The following is a 15,271-nucleotide window of genomic DNA, read 5'->3' as shown; positions in this document are numbered from 1 at the left end:
CGCGGGCGTCGCGCTACTCCGCACGCCAGAAGACGTAGTCGGCCGAATACGGCACGTTGCGATACGTCCCCGCTTGATCGCAGGGACCGCGAATGAGCCCGCCTTGCGTATTGATGCGCTGGACGTGGGTGACGCCGTAGAACAGGCCATTTCCCGTCTGAGCCATGACCTTGAACTTCAACCAGGGAAGATCGTCGGCGGAGCGACCGGCGACGCGGGCGACGATCTTCGCCTTCACCGAACTGCCGTCCTTGTGCTCCCAGAGCAGCGTGCTCGCGTCGACGGTCTCCCAATGCAGCGCCGCGTAGTGACGGCCGACGGAGTTTCCGCCGTCTATCAAGGCCGCTGCGGGCTCACGCGGCTGCCACACAAGTTGCTTCGCCGCATCAGGCTGGCATTCGTAGATCTGCGCGCCCTCGGCATGCAGCACGGTGGCGGAATCTCGCCGGGCACCCGGATCTCGTCGGGCGTCCCCGCCGACGCCGAAGCCCCGTAGAGAAGCCCAGCAAGACTGAGACTGCGGCAAAGGCACTGCGCTATGGCCATGACGCTGCGATCAAGGATCATGTCAAATCATTCCCTGCTGAACCGGTCTTTCGCTGAAATTCAGTTGGGCGCGGTCACAACGCCTCGCCGCTCCTGACCCCGCTCGGCGTCGCACCATAGGCGCGCCGGAAGCAGCGGTTGAAATAAGAGAGATCGCCGAAGCCGACGTCGTAGGCGATCGAGCTCACCGGCCGCCCGGCAAAATCGGGCTCGCGCAGCATGCGATGGGCGCGCTTGAGACGCTGCTCGGTCAGGAAGGACGAGAAGGTCTTGCCGTCGGCCTCGAACAGCCGTTGGAGATAGCGCGTGGTCACGCCGAACTCCTGCGCCACGGTTGCGACCGAAAGATCCTGCTGCCAGCAATTGTTGACGATGAAGGACTTCACCTTGCGCAGCCGCGCCGCCCTGACCCCTCGCCGCCCGGCCTCCTCGTGCACGTCATCCGTTGCGCCGAGAACGCGCGCCATCAGATCGTGCAGATGGGTCACGCCCAGCTGGCGCAGCGCGGGCACACAGAACGCGCGCTCCCTCACCAGAGCCGTCGCGTAGTCGACGAGCAGGCGAAGCCCGGCGGCGCGCTCCGGAATGACGCGCATCACCGCGTCGTCGATATCTACGATCATGGGCGCCAACACCCGCCGCGGCACGCGCAACGACAGGCAGTTTCCCAGCGAGAACCGTTCGTAGGTCGTCACGTCCTCCGCGCTCGTCAAGATCGCATCACCCGGATGAAGCAGGAGATCTCGCCCCCGCGCGGATATCCCGACGACGCCAGAACGATTGACCATCAGGCCGAGGCTGTCGTCGCCGTCGATGACCAGTTGCCTGGTCCGGATGACGCGCGCTCCGATCAGCCCGCCGATCACGAGCTGGGCGTCCGGCACACCGTGGGATATGAGGCTCGCCGCGAACAACTTGCCTTCGGTCGCCTCGACTTCGGCCTTCAGCACGCCGCGGCAGTAGAACTCTCGCAGCAGCGGCACGCGCTCGTCTTCGGGAATATGGTCCGTTGAAACGTTGAGAATGGAAACTTCTTCCTTGCCGCTCACTGCAATTTCTCCAACCGACGAGCAAGCCTGGCCATGCGCTGTAGCATCCCGGCACCTGTTCGGTGCCGGTGCGCTCCGTTCCGTGGCACACGCTGCCCTTCTCATTTCAAGTCGCGCCATATACGAAAGTCTCAACCGGCATGCGTCCTGCGATCGGAGGACCTGACAGTCCTGCTCATCACAATGGATTGAGATTGCATCGTCCGACGGCGTGCGCTGTGAAATGAATCACACGTCGTCGTCGTTGCGGATCGCTCGCTGCGCGAACGGCGCGGAGAATCCTGCCGCTATCTTCACGAGATCTGCCTGCCTTCCGGCACCGGTCTTCTCGAACAGCCGGCCAAGATGCGTCTTCACCGTGGTCTCGGCGATTCCGAGCTTCGACGCGATGTCGGGAACGCCGCCAATCTCGACGATCGCCATCAATACGCGCAATTCGGACGGCGTCAGCCTGAAGGCGGTGGCAATGGCGTCGGGCACAAGCGACGGCGTCATCGTTGCCTTTTGAACGAGCAGCACCGCTACGGCGCTGTCTCTCGACTGGAGCCGTTCCCGTTTCAATGGCGAGGCGCAGAGGAGATAGTGTTGACCGGCCGCCGATGTCACGAGTTCGATCCGGCGCGGACCAGACACATGAGTTCCATCATCAGCAGCAATTTCGAACAGGCTGCGGAATATTTTGTCCGTCTGGGTGTTGCGAGCCACGATCCTGTCGCCGACCATCGACAACAGACTGCCCTCAACGAACAGCTCGCGGCACGCCGCGTTGGCATGGACCACCCGGCCGTCCGGGTCGAGCAGGCAGATCGCCGTGCTCAGGCCGTCGAGGACATCAGCGAGATTGTCCACGGTATGAGAACGTGCCCTGATCTGCCGGCCCATGATCCTTGAACGCTGGATGTGCGGCGCGAGCAGCCGCATGCGCTCGCGCATCGGCTCGTCGACCGTCCCGCGCGACCGGTGACGCAGCACCTGGAGGATCGTCGTGCGCGCGTCCGACTTCTCGATCGCGATCGTGGCGAGGTCGATCGCTCCCTGCGGCTCGACCCACTCGCGATAGAAGCTCGTCGCCAGAAACGCCGCGTGCGGCATGATATCGGTGACACCGATCGTCTGCTCGGCGGCAAGATCGAGATGACGGTCGAGCAAGGGATCCTGCTCGACATAGCGGTCACGATAAAGCTGGCGGAAGCGGGATTCGGTACCGAAATGCTGGTGAATCTCGATCGAGAGCCTGGCGGCATCACGGGACAGGATGGTCGCGGCGCACCCGCCGACGAAGTTCGAAACCTGCTCCAATACGCCGCTGCGCAGCGCGGGGTCGGCCGCCGCGTCGTAGATCTCGCCGACCAGCGAGGAAAACCGGTTTGCCTGATGGATCGTCATCGAAGCGGCGATACGATCGGCGTGCTGCCCCGGTGACAACGGGGGCGCGCACACGGATAATTTGCAAAAAAGACAGGCCGGCCAATCGTCAATCTGGACGATGAAAAATAGTTACAACGAGATGCTGGAGTATCGAACATCGTCCTTGCGTAACGTCAACCGCAGGGTGCGGCTTGGACGGTTTCGCCAAAGACTAGGATAAATGCGAACAGCGCGCGGGGCTGTGTGCGTTGTATCACGCGGGCGCATTGCCACCGAACTTCATCGCCACCAATTCCCGCCAGACATCGCAGCCGGCGCCGGCAATTTACTTCCGGTTCTCCTCGCAGAACTTCAGCGCGGCGAGCGCTCCGCCGGCGCGCGGGATCTGCATCTCGATGCTGTCCTCGTCATCATCCTCGAAATCGAGCGACAGGCACCCGCCTGGGGACGATGGCGATCGGGGTGAAGGTGTAAACCTCCTCGTCGTTCTGGTTGAACATCGTCCATTTCACCAGCGCGACGCCCTGCGGCTTCGATTTTGACGGCGTCAGGCTCATGACCTCGCCGACCAGATGCAGGCGGTCGTTCGGTCGCACCGGAATAGTCCAGCGCAGGCCGTCGACGCCGGCGCCGATCAGCGGATGCGGGCCAAACGGGCGGGCCTGGATCGCGAGGTTCATGGCGATCGCAGCGGTATGCCACCCGGACGCGGCCAGCCCCTTGAACAGGGTCTCCTTAGCGGCCTCATGGTCGAGATGCATCGGCTGCGGATCGAATTCGGCCGCGAAGCGCTTGATGTCGGCCTCGGTGATCTCGACCTCGGGCGATCTGAACCGCATTCCGATGGTGAGATCGTCGAACCACTCGACCTGCGCCATGATCTTGCCTCGCAACGTAGATGCGGCCCGCGGGGCGCGGGGCCGAAGGGACGGATTGGAAGCGGGATGTAGCCGGTTCGCAGCGCCCAAACCAGCCCCGGGGTTCCCCGCGAAACCCGTTTCCCCAAACGACGAAACACGCCTGAAACAGATGGCCGGTTAAGTAGTTGTCAAAACAAGTACAGGGACGGCCACCATGCAATTCCTCCTCGAGCTGATCTATGATTTTTCCTGCTGCCGGAACCTCGTCGCAGAGCCGCTGCGGGAGGACGAGTCATGATCGAGCTGATCTCCGCCCTCCTCGTCCTCTGCAGCGTCGGTATCTTTGCGGCACACGCGCTGGATGCCTATCGTACAACCCACTTCTGATCATCCCGGGCGCTAGAATGGGCGCCGATAGAAGTGTTCCGAATGCGTCGCCGGCGGAAACCGGTTGGCGAGCGTGAGTGCGCCTTTTTCATCCGTCTCAAGCGCTAACTTTTGCGCCAACATCACGTCGCCCGGCACCAGGAAGCCCGACGGCACGAAGCACCAGCCCATCGTCGCGTGCCCGTCGCGGTCAATCTCGTGGACGTTGGCGGCGGTGCCGTAGTGAATGCGATAGGTCGTGCCGGTATCGCAGCCGATGACATCGAAATAGCGATGCTGCTCGAACTGCGCGCGTTGCGCCGGCGATAGCCATTCAGCCAAAAGGCGGCGGCCCCGCGCATCCGGCGTGTTCTCGCCGAAGAAGCGACGGTAGAGTTCGCGCAGCGCATGCAGACGCGCACGCGCCGGCGTGCGGAACCAGTATGCCGCGAACATGATCAGCTCGGATCAGCCGCCGACCAGACGGGGATAGAACAGCGTTTCCTGTGCGGTCGGATCGAATGATTTGATACGGGTCACTTCGCCGGGCCCGGTCCGGAAAGCGGCGGTGAAGCCGGCTCCCGTCAGTTCCCGAAAGCGCTGTTCGGCCCGCGCCAGCGCTTCGGCATTGCCAGGATCAAACTCGTGGCGTGTGTCGCCGGTCTGATCCATCACGATCTGGGTTGCCATTGTGAGTCTCCTCATGCCCAGCCCCGAACCTGTTCAAAGCAAGCCTCATGCCGTGTGTTCCTGATGGCAACAACTTTCTCGCGCCGGCGCATCACGCCTTGCTGAGCAATCTAGCGCGAAGCGGCCGCACCTCCCTCATCGATCTGCCGCCCCATCAGCGCGATCGCCTTCTGATAGACGCCCGCGGCGTTCCAGGCTTCGATGGCAACGAAGTTCGGCTCGCCCGGCTGGTAACCGGCTCCCGCCTTCCAGCCATGGGCCTTGAGGAAATTCGCGGTCGAGTTCAGCGCGTTAGCGGCGACCTCGAGATTGCCGGTGCCATAGGCCAGGATGTTTTTCGGCATGAACTGGGTCTGACCGACCTCTCCATGCATGGAGCCGCGGGTTGCCCCTGACAGCGTGCCGCGGTCGATCAGCTTCAGGGCGGCATAGAGCTGGTCGGTGAAGAATTCGGGACGGCGGCAGTCATAGGCCAGGGTCGCGATCGACGAGAGCATGTTCTGGTTGCCGCGCTGGCTCCCGAAACCGGTCTCCATGCCCCAGATTGCGATGAGCGGCCCCGGCGGAACGCCGTAGCGCTGCTGAATCGAGGCGAACAAGGCGGCCTGCGACTGCTTGAGCTGCCGCCCCTTGGCGACGATGGTGGTGGCGCCGCGCTTGGCGAGGAACTGATCGAGCGTCAGCTGGAAGCTGCGCTGACCGCGATCGGCGGCGATCGTGGCGCTGGCGTAGTTGGTCTGCATCAGCGCCGACAACGCGGTCTGGCCGACGCCCTTGCCCTGCGCCTCCGCGCTGAACTCGCGCTTCCAGGCTTCGAAACCCGCCGGAGAGCTGCCGCATTGCGCGGCGTTGGCCGAGGATGCCAGGCAACCCAGCAGCGCCATCGCGCCAAAAAACGCCCCCGCAAGAACCCTGTCTCTGATCATGTCCGATATCCTCCGCGGCAGTCCGATACCCGAGCTTACCCGCTCGAAGGCGCCGACTCCATGGCACGATCATACGACAGTTCGAGGCCTGCCAGATTGCCCTCCTTGCGCCACTTGTCGAGCAGCCTCAGGAACGCCACCGGCCCGCGCCAATATTGGCTGTTTCTCGCCGCGATCGGATCGAACACGCCTTCATTGTTGTAATAACCGGGCGTGCATTCGGCCAGATAGGTCTGACGGCCGAGTGCGGCCTTGACGACTTCCTCGACCCAGGCGTTCTCGGCATCAAGCGTCGGCTCGAGCGTCCGCGCCTTGCGCTTGCGCGCTTCCTTGATGACGTAGGCGATGTGCTGCGACTGCTCATCGATGATATGCGGAAAATTGGCGCTCTGGCCGGCCTGCACCGTGACGATCAGGAAGCAGTTCGGAAAGCCGCGGCTGTAGAAGCCGTGCATGGTCTTGACGCCATCGCGCCAGCGCTCCGACAGACTCTTGCCGCCCCGGCCGTAAACCTCGAAGCCCATGCGCCGGGCATAGTCGGTCCCGACCTCAAAGCCGCTGGCATAGATCAGGCAGTCGAGCTCATAGGCCTTGCCGTCGACCACGACGGCATTTTCGGTGATGCGATCGACGCCCTGCCCCCTGGTGTCGATGAGATGTACGTTGGGCCGGTTGAACGTGTCGAGATATTCGTCGTGGAAGCACGGCCGCTTGCAGAACGCCTTGTACCAGGGTTTCAGCGCCGCCGCGGCCGCCTCGTCCTTCACCACGGCATCGACGCGGGCGCGGATCTCCTCCATCTTGCGATAGTCGGCCTGCTCGATCACCTTCAGCGCCTCCTCCATGGAGGTCACCGGCTGCGGCTGACGGCGCGGCGCCAGCAGGATCTCGCCGAGCAGGCCGGTCCAGCCGTCCTGCACCAGATCCTGCTCGAACGGCTCGCCGGAGATGACGGCGGTGAAATTGTCCATGCGCTCGCGCTGCCAGCCGGCCTTGAGGCTCTGCGCCCAATTTTGGTCCGTCGGCCGGTCGTCGCGGACGCCGATTGCCGATGGCGTACGCTGGAAGACATAGAGCTCTTTTGCGGAGCGGCCGAGATGCGGCACGCATTGCACGGCGGTGGCGCCGGTGCCGATGATGCCGACGCGCTTGTCGGCAAGACCGGTGAGACCGCCTTCGGCGGTCCCGCCGGTGTAGCCGTAATCCCAGCGGCTGGTGTGGAAGCTGTGGCCCTTGAACGTCTCGATGCCCGGAATGCCCGGCAGCTTCGGACGGCTCAGTGGGCCACCGGCCAGGATGACGAAGCGCGCGCGGATGCGATCGCCGCGATCGGTCTCGACCAGCCAGCGCCCCTCCGCCTCCTGCCATTCCATGCGCGCGATGACGGTCTGAAAGAGCGCGCGCTCATAGAGGCCGAAGTGACGGCCGATGCGGCGGGAATGTTCGTAGATCTCGGGGGCCCGCGCATATTTGCGCACCGGCATGTAGCCGGTCTCCTCCAGCAGCGGCAGATAGATGTAGCTCTCGGTGTCGCAGGCCGCACCGGGATAGCGATTCCAGTACCAGGTGCCGCCGAAATCCGCAGCCTTTTCCACCATGCGAAAATCGTCGATGCCGGCTTCGCGCAGGCGCGCGCCGCAGAGCAGGCCGCCGAAGCCGCCGCCGACGATGAGCACCTCGGTCTCTTCGCTGACAGCTTCGCGCGCAAATGCGGGATCGGCCCAGGGATCGTCGAGATAGCGGCCGAAGCCGCCGGTCACTTCGACATATTGCGCCTTGCCTTCGGTGCGCAGACGGCGGTCGCGCTCGTCGCGATAGCGCGCGCGGAGTGCGGCAATGTCGATCCTAGATCTCGCCGGCTGCACCGGTCTTGTGTCTTTCCGCTGACATCGATCTCCTCCACCGCGAGCGCTGCTTCGCCGGCAGCTGAAATCAGTTAGCCTCGAAAAAGCGCCACACGCAATCGTGCCCCTCGCTTTTTGCGTGAACGCCGCGTGGCGTTCCGCTAACCTCAAGCGCAAATCACAAGCATACGCCCACGCAACGACGCGGCGGACTGGAGGAGAAGATGCAGGGATTGATGATGGACATGCCGCTTCTGATCAGCGGCCTGATCCAGTATGCCGCCGACTATCACGGTGAAGCGGAGATCGTCGCGCGCGAGATCGAGGGCGACATCCATCGCTATACCTATGCCGACGCGCATCCGCGCATCAAGCGCATGGCGCTGGCGCTCGAGCGGCTCGGCATGAAGCAAGGCGATCGCGTCGGCACGCTGGCCTGGAACACCCACCGTCATTTCGAGATGTTCTACGCCGCGCCGGGCATGGGCTATGTGCTGCACACCGTCAATCCGCGGCTGTTTCCCGAGCAGCTCGTCTATATCATCAATCACGCCGAGGACCGGCTGCTGTTCGTCGACCGCGCCACGCTGCCGCTGGTCGAAGCGATCGCGCCGCAGCTCAAGACGGTCGAAGCCTACGTGATCATGTCATCGCGCCAGCGGATGCCGGAGACGAGGCTTGCGAACGTGCATTGCTACGAGGAGCTGCTGCAAAAGGAGAACGACGCCGGCTTCACCTGGCCGGAGTTCGACGAAAAATCGGCCTCTACCATCTGCTACACTTCGGGCACGACGGGCAATCCGAAGGGCGTGATCTACTCCCACCGCGCGGCGATCCTGCAGACCATGACCTGCAGCAGTTTCGACTTCCTGCCCGGGCACGTCGAAGGCGTGCGCGAGGTGATGATGCCGATGGCGCCGCTATTCCACGGCAACGGCTGGAACATGCCGTTCACCGCGCCCTATACCGGCTCGAAGCTGGTGCTGCCCGGCCGCAACTACGAACCTGACAAGCTCTATGAATTGCTCGAAGGCGAGAAGGTGACGCTGTCGGCGGGCGTGCCCAGCTTCTGGCTGATCCTGCTCGACTGGCTGAGCCGCACCGGCAACAAATTCTCCACCTTGCGCGCGACGCTGTCGTCGGGCTCCGCGCCACCGCGCGCGATGGTCGAGAAGCTCAAGCGCGACTATGGCATCGACTATATCCAGGCCTGGGGCATGACCGAAGCGCTGGGCTGCTCGATGCCGGGCTTGAGGCCCGGCTCGGAGCATCTCAGCGACACCGAGAAATTCGACCGGCGCCAGGTGTCGGGCCGCGCCTGTTTCGGCACTGCGCTACGCATCGTCGACGACGGCGGCAATGAGCTGCCGCGCGACGGCAAGACCGTCGGTCATCTGCGTGCGCGTGGCCCGTGGGTGGCCTCCGGCTACATGAAGCTCGACGAAGGCCTCGACCGCGACGGCTGGCTGATCACAGGCGACATGGCCGTGATCGACAGCCAGGGCCACGTGACGCTGACGGACCGCTCCAAGGACGTCATCAAGTCCGGCGGCGAATGGATCTCCTCGATCCAGCTCGAGGACGTCGCCCTGTCTCATCCCGACGTGCTGCAGGCCGCGGTGGTCGCGATCAACCACGAGAAATGGCAGGAGCGTCCCCTGCTCCTCGTCGTCCGCAAGAAGGGCGCGTCGGTCGACGGCAAGACGCTGCTCGACCACATGCGCCCGAAGGTCGCGAGCTGGTGGATGCCGGATGCTGTCGAGTTTCTGGATGAATTCCCGATGACCGGCACCGGCAAGGTACTCAAATCCGCGCTGCGCGAGAAATTCAGGGAGTATCGCGTGGGTTGACGACGCGGTCGTGCAAAGGCTTCACCTTGCGCGATCATCTTCACCTTTTGGTCAATTCGGGGACGATATACCGGAACGTCGCCAACTTTCATGTTGAGGATACCATGGCGTTTTCCGGACTGGGCCTGCATCTCGGCAATCTGTCGCGCCTGTCGAATGCGCAGACGCGCTCGATCAGCCCCGAGAACTTCACGGGCGAGAAGGGCAAGGGCGGCATGGCGATCGACGGTGCCGCCGCACGGCAGGCCCGCGACCTCGGCCAGGGCTGGAAGGTCTCGCCCTATGTCGTGATCGAGCCGGGAGCGACCTTCACGCTCGCCGACATCGAAGGCCAGGGCGCGATCCAGCAGATCTGGATGACGCTGGCGCGCGGGCGGCTGCGCCATTCCATCCTGCGCGTCTACTGGGACGACCAGACGCTGCCGAGCGTGGAATGCCCGGCCGGCGATTTCTTTGCCTGCGGCTGGGAGGAGTTCGCGCAAGTGTCCTCGCTCGCGGTCTGCGTCAATCCCGGCCGCGCCTTCAACTGTTACTGGGAGATGCCGTTCCGCAAGCGCGCGCGCGTCACGCTGGAGAACCGCAGCGAGGAGGCCCTCACCGTCTACTACCAGATCAACTATGCGCTGACCGACGTGGCCGAAGACTGCGCCTACTTCCATGCGCAATTCCGGCGCACCAATCCGCTGCCTTACAAGGAGGTCTACACCATCCTCGACGGCGTCCAGGGCGCAGGCCATTATGTCGGCACCTACATGGCCTGGGGCGTCAACAACAACGGCTGGTGGGGCGAAGGCGAGATCAAGTTCTTCCTCGACGGCGACGGCGAATTCCCGACCATCTGCGGCACCGGCACCGAGGACTATTTTTGCGGCGCCTATAATTTCGATCCCCATGTCGCGCATGGCGGCCAAGGGCAATCGCGCTACCAGGAATTCACCACGCCCTATGCCGGCCTGCCGCAGGTGATCCGCCCCGACGGCGTCTACAAGTCGCAGCAGCGGTTCGGCATGTACCGCTGGCACATCCCCGACCCCATACGCTTCCGCTCTGATCTGCGCGTGACGATCCAGGCACTGGGCTGGCTACACGGCGTCAAGGAGGCAAAGTATCTTCCGCTGCAGGACGACATCGCCTCGGTCGCGTTCTGGTATCAGACGCTGCCGACGGCGCCGTTTCCGCAACTGCGCGGCCCGGACTATCTCGAAATCGTCTAGGCTGCCCTTCCCTCCGCTCTCGAGATCTGCGCCACCCGGACGTCAAGGCGATCGTCCGGGTGGCGCCTTCGCATTCAGGACCAGCTACCAGGAGTACTGGAGGCCGACCCGTCCAAGCGCCCTGATGTCGCTCCACGACTGTGCCGGGATCGCCACGCCGAACTCCGTCGCGGTCCGGTTGGAGTTGGACGTCAGGCTGCCGCGATCGAGACCGAGCGCGATGCCCATGGTCAGGGACAGGTTGCCCTGGATCCTGATCATGCCGACGGCGCCGGCGGCATGCTGCCCGTCGAACACGGCCCAATGGGTCGAGATTGCGTAGTTGGTCCCGTCAGGCAGAAACGGATTGACGAGCGAAGCGGCCATCGCCGTTCCAGTCGCTGCACGGGTGACCTGCCTCGCAAGGTCGAACTGGCTCTGCACGGTCTGCTGCGCGTTCACGCAGGTGTCGGTGCCCGGGATGTAGAAAAGCCGGCGCCGTAGAGCGAACAGACCTTTTCGTATTCGACCGCGGCGTGGCCCGGCGTCGGGATCGCCAGAGCCAGGGCAGCAGTCGCTAGCATCGCGCGCAAGCTTCGCCCGAGGACGCCTCGTGCCGCGTTGATTTGCTTCCACATGGTTGTCTCCAATCAATGATGGGAACGCGGCTCAGTAACGAGCAACGATGGCATCGCCGTTGAAGCGGTAGTTCACGCCGAGCTTCACGAGGTGCAGCTCATGGTCGACGTTCTGGGTGCTGATCCGCGTGCTCAGCGCGAGCGCGGCCGGCCCGAAATACAGGTAGTCGTACTCGAGGCGCGCCGAGAGATTGCGCGTCAGCGCGTATTCAAGTCCGACGCCGCCGGTCAAACCAGTCCGCTGATGGTTTATGTCGGTTGGAACGGGCGTGCCGACGAAGGCCTGATAGGCAATGTTGGCCCATGCCACGCCGCCCTTGGCGTAGACCAGCGCGTTGTCAAACGCGTAGCCGATGCGACCGGTGCCCGTCGCCAGTGCCTGGTACGACACTGACAGGCCGGACAAGATGGGGTTCGCGGGATCGACCGGCCGATTGCCCTTGATCGACGCCCAGGAGAGATCGAGTTCGGCACCGACCACGATGTTGTCGAACTGCCAATTGCCGCCGACCTGCGCACCGGCGATTGCCCCCTTCGTGTCCATCGTGAAGCGGTCTTGCGCGAAGGCGAAGCTCGGGTCGACCAGACGGCTGCTGCCGGCGCCATAGCCGCCGTGAGCGCCGATGTAGAAGCCGTTCCAGAGCGGCACCGGAGCGACGACCGGAGCCTTCACGGTCATATCGGCCGCATTCGCGGACGTGGCGGTGAGCGGCATGGCCGCGAGAAGCGGCGCAACGGCAGCAGCACAGGCGAGGAAGCGGCGTGCCGATCGGAGGATTGAGATTGTCATGAGATGATCTTTCAAAATACCGGAATGAATTATCGGATCAGGTTTCGCGCGCTTCACCAGGCGTACATGAAGCCCGCGCGGCCGAGGCCGCGAACGTCGCTCCACGATTGCGCCGGGATGGCCGTACCGAATTCCGTCTGCGTCCGTGCGGAATTGGACGTGAGACTCCCCTTGTCCAGGCCAAGCGAGAATCCGCCCGAGAACACGAAATTGCCGGACACCCGCATCAGGCCGGAGAAGCCTGCGGCATGCTGGCCGTCATAGGTCGCCCAGTGGGTCGAGACCGCGTAGTTGGTGCCGGTGGGAAGCCACGGCGCGACCAGCGAGGCGGCCATCGCCGTGCCCGTCGAGGCGCGGGTCTGCGCACGCGCGAGGTCGAACTGGTTCGTCATGATCTGGTTGGCGTTCGAACAGGTGTCGGTGCCCGGAATGTAGAAGAAGCCTGCGCCGTACAACGAGCAGATCTTGACGTACTCGACCGGAGCCGCGTGGCTCGGGGCTGCGATCACGGCGGCAAGTCCGATGGTGGCGGCGGCAGCGACCGCAAGGACCGCACGACGGTTGTTGAAAATAGTGGACATGATGTTCTCCAAATTTCTGCTGAATGCTGTTTCGATTGAGTTCGGGGCGTTAGCGCAGCGGGCCATCGTCGCCGTTGAAGCGGATGTTGATGCCGGCCTTCACGACCTGGACGAAATGCTTGATCTCGGACGTCGTGTCCGGGCTCACCCAACGGAGCGTCTCGGTCGGCAGGAAGATCGCGTTGTATTCGACCTTGGCCGAGACGTTGCGCAGGAAGGCCACTTCCAGGCCCACGCCGCCCACGGCACCGAACAGATCTCTGTCGTAGTTGGTGACCTCGGGCGTAAACCGCGACGAAAGCTCCATGCGGGCATAGGCCGCGCCGCCCTTCGCGTAGGCGAGCCATTGGCCCGACGCGTAACCGACGCGTCCCGTTGCGGTCGCAAGTGCGGTGTAGCCGACCCCGTTGTTGGTGCTCGACGTGATGAGGGGCGAGGTGCTGGTGTTGCCCTTCACGAACGACCAGGAGCCATCGATCTCGGCGCCGATGACGTAGTTGCCCTGCTGCCAGTTGTAACCGAGCTGCCCGCCCGCGAGCGGCCCGTTGTAGTAGGCAAAGAACGGATTGTTGGCGGGGCTGTTGAGCGGATCGCGAAACTCGCTCTTCCCCCAGCCCCAACCACCGTGAACGCCGGCATAGGCGCCAGTCCAGGAGACGACGGGCGGAGGCAGCGGACCGCCAGCGAGAGCGGGTGAAGCGATGATCGCGCTCGCCGTTGCAACGGCGGTCGCGAATCCAAGGCGGCAAATTACCGAGCGTCCTGAGTGAGTGTGCATGTCGAGGTCCACTTCCTTCTCTTGATTTAAAATTGTCTTGTATATTATTGCTATTTTAGATTGCAGTTGAGGTCGTGACATTTGGATCAAGCCCCTGCTGGTTTTTGAACGAACGAAACCGGCGATCACGCACCAGCGGATCGACGGGAAGAACTATCGGTTTTGGAAGAGCCCGAGCGCGGTCTAGGAAAATGCGCTCCGCGGCTGGTCGATGGGCGAACTAAAGACGAGCGAGTCGCACGGATGCTCGTCCATAGCCCCCTTGTCTTGTCATGATGCAGCCCCCCGCTTCTAATTAAGGCTGATCTTAGGCACCGCGCAATGAATAGCCAGTACCGCGGATGCAACAGTTGCCATTTGTTGCTGCTGGTTGTCCTGCCCGCTTCCTGATCGCGGCACAACGCAAGACAGCCTGTGAATGACCGTTGATATGGCAACGCGCCAAAGTCGGCTCTGACGCAAGTTGGGGGCTGCACAATGGATGAAGATACGGCCCAGTGCCGGGAAATACCGGCATGATTCTGGAGCCAACCTGCCTGAACGCAGACCCTGATTGCCCGACAGGAGACCCAGATGCTCTACCCGATGTCGCCCAAAGTCGTCGAGCTCAAGCGCAAGCTCGAGAGTTTCATGGACCGGCACATCTATCCGAACGAGGAGCGCTTCTATCGCGAGGCCGAGGAGCTCGGACCGTGGAAAGTCTATCCCGTCGTCGAGGAGCTGAAGCCGCTGGCGCGCGCGGAAGGCCTGTGGAATCTGTTCCTGCCGGAGTCCAGCCATGGCGCAGGCCTCACCAATCTCGAATATGCTCCGCTTTGCGAAGTGATGGGCCGCTCGCATCTGGCGCCTGAAGTCTTCAACTGCTCGGCGCCCGACACCGGCAACATGGAGGTGCTGGAGCGTTACGGCACCGAGAGGGACAAGGAGCGCTGGCTGAAGCCGCTGCTCGCGGGCGACATCCGCTCCTGCTTCGCCATGACCGAGCCCGCGGTCGCATCCTCCGACGCGACCAACATCGAAAGCTCGATCGTGCGCGACGGCGACCATTACGTCATCAACGGGCGCAAATGGTACACGACGAATGCGACCGACCCGCGCTGCAAGATCTGCATCTTCATGGGCAAGACCGATCCGGACAATCCAGACCGCCACAAGCAGCAATCCATGATCCTGGTCCCGATGGAGACACCAGGCGTCGAGGTGAAGCGTCCCCTGCCGGTGTTCGGCTTCTACGGCGTGCCCGACCGTGCCTCCGAAGTCGTCTTCACCAACGTGCGGGTGCCGAAGGAGAACATGCTGCTCGGCGAAGGCCGCGGTTTCGAGATCGCACAGGGCCGCCTCGGCCCGGGCCGCATCCACCACTGCATGCGGCTGATTGGTCTAGCCGAACGCACGCTGGAGAAAATGTGCCGCCGGGTGCGCAGCCGCGTCGCCTTCGGCAAGCCGGTGTCCGAGCAGACGGTGACGCAGGAGCGCATCGCGGAATCCCGCATCATGATCGAGCAGGCCCGTCTGCTGACGCTCAATGCCGCCTACGCGATGGACACGGTCGGCAACAAGGTGGCGAAGGCCGAGATCGCGATGATCAAGGTCGCCGTGCCCAACATGGCCTGCCAGATCATCGACTGGGCCATCCAGGCCCATGGCGGCGGCGGAACGTCGAACGATTTCGGGCTGACGCAAGCCTATGCGACCGCGCGTCTGCTGCGTCTTGCCGACGGGCCGGACGAGGTGCACAGGAACCAGATCGCACGGTTCGAGCTGAAGAAATATTCGAACGCCTAGGAAGATG

The 15,271-nt window shown here is 63.5% G+C and carries 14 protein-coding genes and 1 pseudogene; 3 read left to right on the top strand and 12 right to left on the bottom strand.

The window, feature by feature from the left end:
- Positions 1 to 13 precede the first annotated feature (13 nt).
- The 8 genes and pseudogenes from ACQ86E_RS27595 to ACQ86E_RS27560 form a co-directional block, all read right to left on the bottom strand.
- Positions 14 to 430: a DUF3455 domain-containing protein gene (locus ACQ86E_RS27595; protein ID WP_431202669.1), complete on the bottom strand. Its 417-nt coding sequence runs from the start codon at positions 428 to 430 to the stop codon at positions 14 to 16.
- Between the two features lie 190 nt (positions 431 to 620).
- On the bottom strand, positions 621 to 1,595 hold the full coding sequence (locus ACQ86E_RS27590) for an AraC family transcriptional regulator (protein WP_431202668.1): 975 nt from the start codon (positions 1,593 to 1,595) through the stop codon (positions 621 to 623).
- Between the two features lie 228 nt (positions 1,596 to 1,823).
- Entirely contained in the window at positions 1,824 to 2,981 is a 1,158-nt protein-coding gene (locus tag ACQ86E_RS27585; RefSeq protein ID WP_431202667.1) for a LuxR C-terminal-related transcriptional regulator, read from the bottom strand.
- A 392-nt stretch (positions 2,982 to 3,373) separates the two neighbouring features.
- Positions 3,374 to 3,841, bottom strand: coding sequence for a MaoC family dehydratase (locus ACQ86E_RS27580; protein ID WP_431202666.1), 468 nt, complete (start codon positions 3,839 to 3,841; stop codon positions 3,374 to 3,376).
- 381 nt (positions 3,842 to 4,222) lie between these two features.
- A complete protein-coding gene (locus tag ACQ86E_RS27575) occupies positions 4,223 to 4,645 on the bottom strand; it encodes a hypothetical protein (RefSeq protein WP_431202665.1) in 423 nt (140 codons plus the stop codon).
- A gap of 12 nt (positions 4,646 to 4,657) precedes the next feature.
- Positions 4,658 to 4,879 carry a hypothetical protein gene (locus tag ACQ86E_RS27570; protein ID WP_008137329.1) on the bottom strand — a complete coding sequence of 74 codons (222 nt, stop codon included), beginning with the start codon at positions 4,877 to 4,879 and terminating at the stop codon, positions 4,658 to 4,660.
- Between the two features lie 110 nt (positions 4,880 to 4,989).
- Entirely contained in the window at positions 4,990 to 5,805 is an 816-nt protein-coding gene (locus ACQ86E_RS27565) for a lytic murein transglycosylase (protein WP_431202664.1), read from the bottom strand.
- 35 nt (positions 5,806 to 5,840) lie between these two features.
- Positions 5,841 to 7,695 (bottom strand): annotated as a pseudogene (locus tag ACQ86E_RS27560) (flavin-containing monooxygenase).
- 178 nt (positions 7,696 to 7,873) lie between these two features.
- On the opposite strand from ACQ86E_RS27560, the gene ACQ86E_RS27555 reads away from it, so the two are divergent.
- Both ACQ86E_RS27555 and ACQ86E_RS27550 read left to right on the top strand, forming a co-directional pair.
- A complete protein-coding gene (locus tag ACQ86E_RS27555; RefSeq protein ID WP_431202663.1) occupies positions 7,874 to 9,499 on the top strand; it encodes a long-chain fatty acid--CoA ligase in 1,626 nt (541 codons plus the stop codon).
- Positions 9,500 to 9,603: 104 nt separating this feature from the next.
- Complete coding sequence (locus ACQ86E_RS27550) at positions 9,604 to 10,713, top strand: glycoside hydrolase family 172 protein (RefSeq protein WP_431202662.1); 1,110 nt, start codon at positions 9,604 to 9,606, stop codon at positions 10,711 to 10,713.
- 84 nt (positions 10,714 to 10,797) lie between these two features.
- Here the strand turns inward: ACQ86E_RS27550 and ACQ86E_RS27545 are convergent, their stop codons facing one another.
- From ACQ86E_RS27545 to ACQ86E_RS27530, 4 genes are all read right to left on the bottom strand, one after another.
- A complete protein-coding gene (locus tag ACQ86E_RS27545) occupies positions 10,798 to 11,154 on the bottom strand; it encodes a porin (RefSeq protein WP_431202661.1) in 357 nt (118 codons plus the stop codon).
- Between the two features lie 207 nt (positions 11,155 to 11,361).
- Positions 11,362 to 12,120, bottom strand: a complete 759-nt coding sequence (locus ACQ86E_RS27540; RefSeq protein WP_431202660.1) for an outer membrane protein — start codon at positions 12,118 to 12,120, stop codon at positions 11,362 to 11,364.
- A 53-nt stretch (positions 12,121 to 12,173) separates the two neighbouring features.
- A complete protein-coding gene (locus ACQ86E_RS27535; protein ID WP_431202659.1) occupies positions 12,174 to 12,701 on the bottom strand; it encodes a porin in 528 nt (175 codons plus the stop codon).
- Between the two features lie 49 nt (positions 12,702 to 12,750).
- Entirely contained in the window at positions 12,751 to 13,479 is a 729-nt protein-coding gene (locus ACQ86E_RS27530; protein WP_431202658.1) for an outer membrane protein, read from the bottom strand.
- A gap of 573 nt (positions 13,480 to 14,052) precedes the next feature.
- Between ACQ86E_RS27530 and ACQ86E_RS27525 the strand changes: the two genes are divergently transcribed.
- A complete protein-coding gene (locus tag ACQ86E_RS27525) occupies positions 14,053 to 15,264 on the top strand; it encodes an acyl-CoA dehydrogenase family protein (RefSeq protein WP_431202657.1) in 1,212 nt (403 codons plus the stop codon).
- The last annotated feature ends 7 nt before the right edge of the window (positions 15,265 to 15,271 follow it).

The sequence above is a fragment of the Bradyrhizobium betae genome (assembly GCF_050632175.1).
Lineage (GTDB): Bacteria > Pseudomonadota > Alphaproteobacteria > Rhizobiales > Xanthobacteraceae > Bradyrhizobium > Bradyrhizobium betae_B.
Note: the sequence above shows the minus strand (reverse complement) of the source record. Positions and strands in the feature narration are given on the sequence as shown.

Coding starts and splice junctions, on each gene's coding strand:
- ACQ86E_RS27575 (WP_431202665.1), bottom strand. CDS start 4,645: ATGTTCGCGGCATACTGGTTCCGCACGCCGGCGCGTGCGCGTCTGCAT.
- ACQ86E_RS27555 (WP_431202663.1), top strand. CDS start 7,874: ATGCAGGGATTGATGATGGACATGCCGCTTCTGATCAGCGGCCTGATC.
- ACQ86E_RS27580 (WP_431202666.1), bottom strand. CDS start 3,841: ATGGCGCAGGTCGAGTGGTTCGACGATCTCACCATCGGAATGCGGTTC.
- ACQ86E_RS27565 (WP_431202664.1), bottom strand. CDS start 5,805: ATGATCAGAGACAGGGTTCTTGCGGGGGCGTTTTTTGGCGCGATGGCG.
- ACQ86E_RS27540 (WP_431202660.1), bottom strand. CDS start 12,120: ATGACAATCTCAATCCTCCGATCGGCACGCCGCTTCCTCGCCTGTGCT.
- ACQ86E_RS27570 (WP_008137329.1), bottom strand. CDS start 4,879: ATGGCAACCCAGATCGTGATGGATCAGACCGGCGACACACGCCACGAG.
- ACQ86E_RS27550 (WP_431202662.1), top strand. CDS start 9,604: ATGGCGTTTTCCGGACTGGGCCTGCATCTCGGCAATCTGTCGCGCCTG.
- ACQ86E_RS27535 (WP_431202659.1), bottom strand. CDS start 12,701: ATGTCCACTATTTTCAACAACCGTCGTGCGGTCCTTGCGGTCGCTGCC.
- ACQ86E_RS27530 (WP_431202658.1), bottom strand. CDS start 13,479: ATGCACACTCACTCAGGACGCTCGGTAATTTGCCGCCTTGGATTCGCG.
- ACQ86E_RS27585 (WP_431202667.1), bottom strand. CDS start 2,981: ATGACGATCCATCAGGCAAACCGGTTTTCCTCGCTGGTCGGCGAGATC.
- ACQ86E_RS27525 (WP_431202657.1), top strand. CDS start 14,053: ATGCTCTACCCGATGTCGCCCAAAGTCGTCGAGCTCAAGCGCAAGCTC.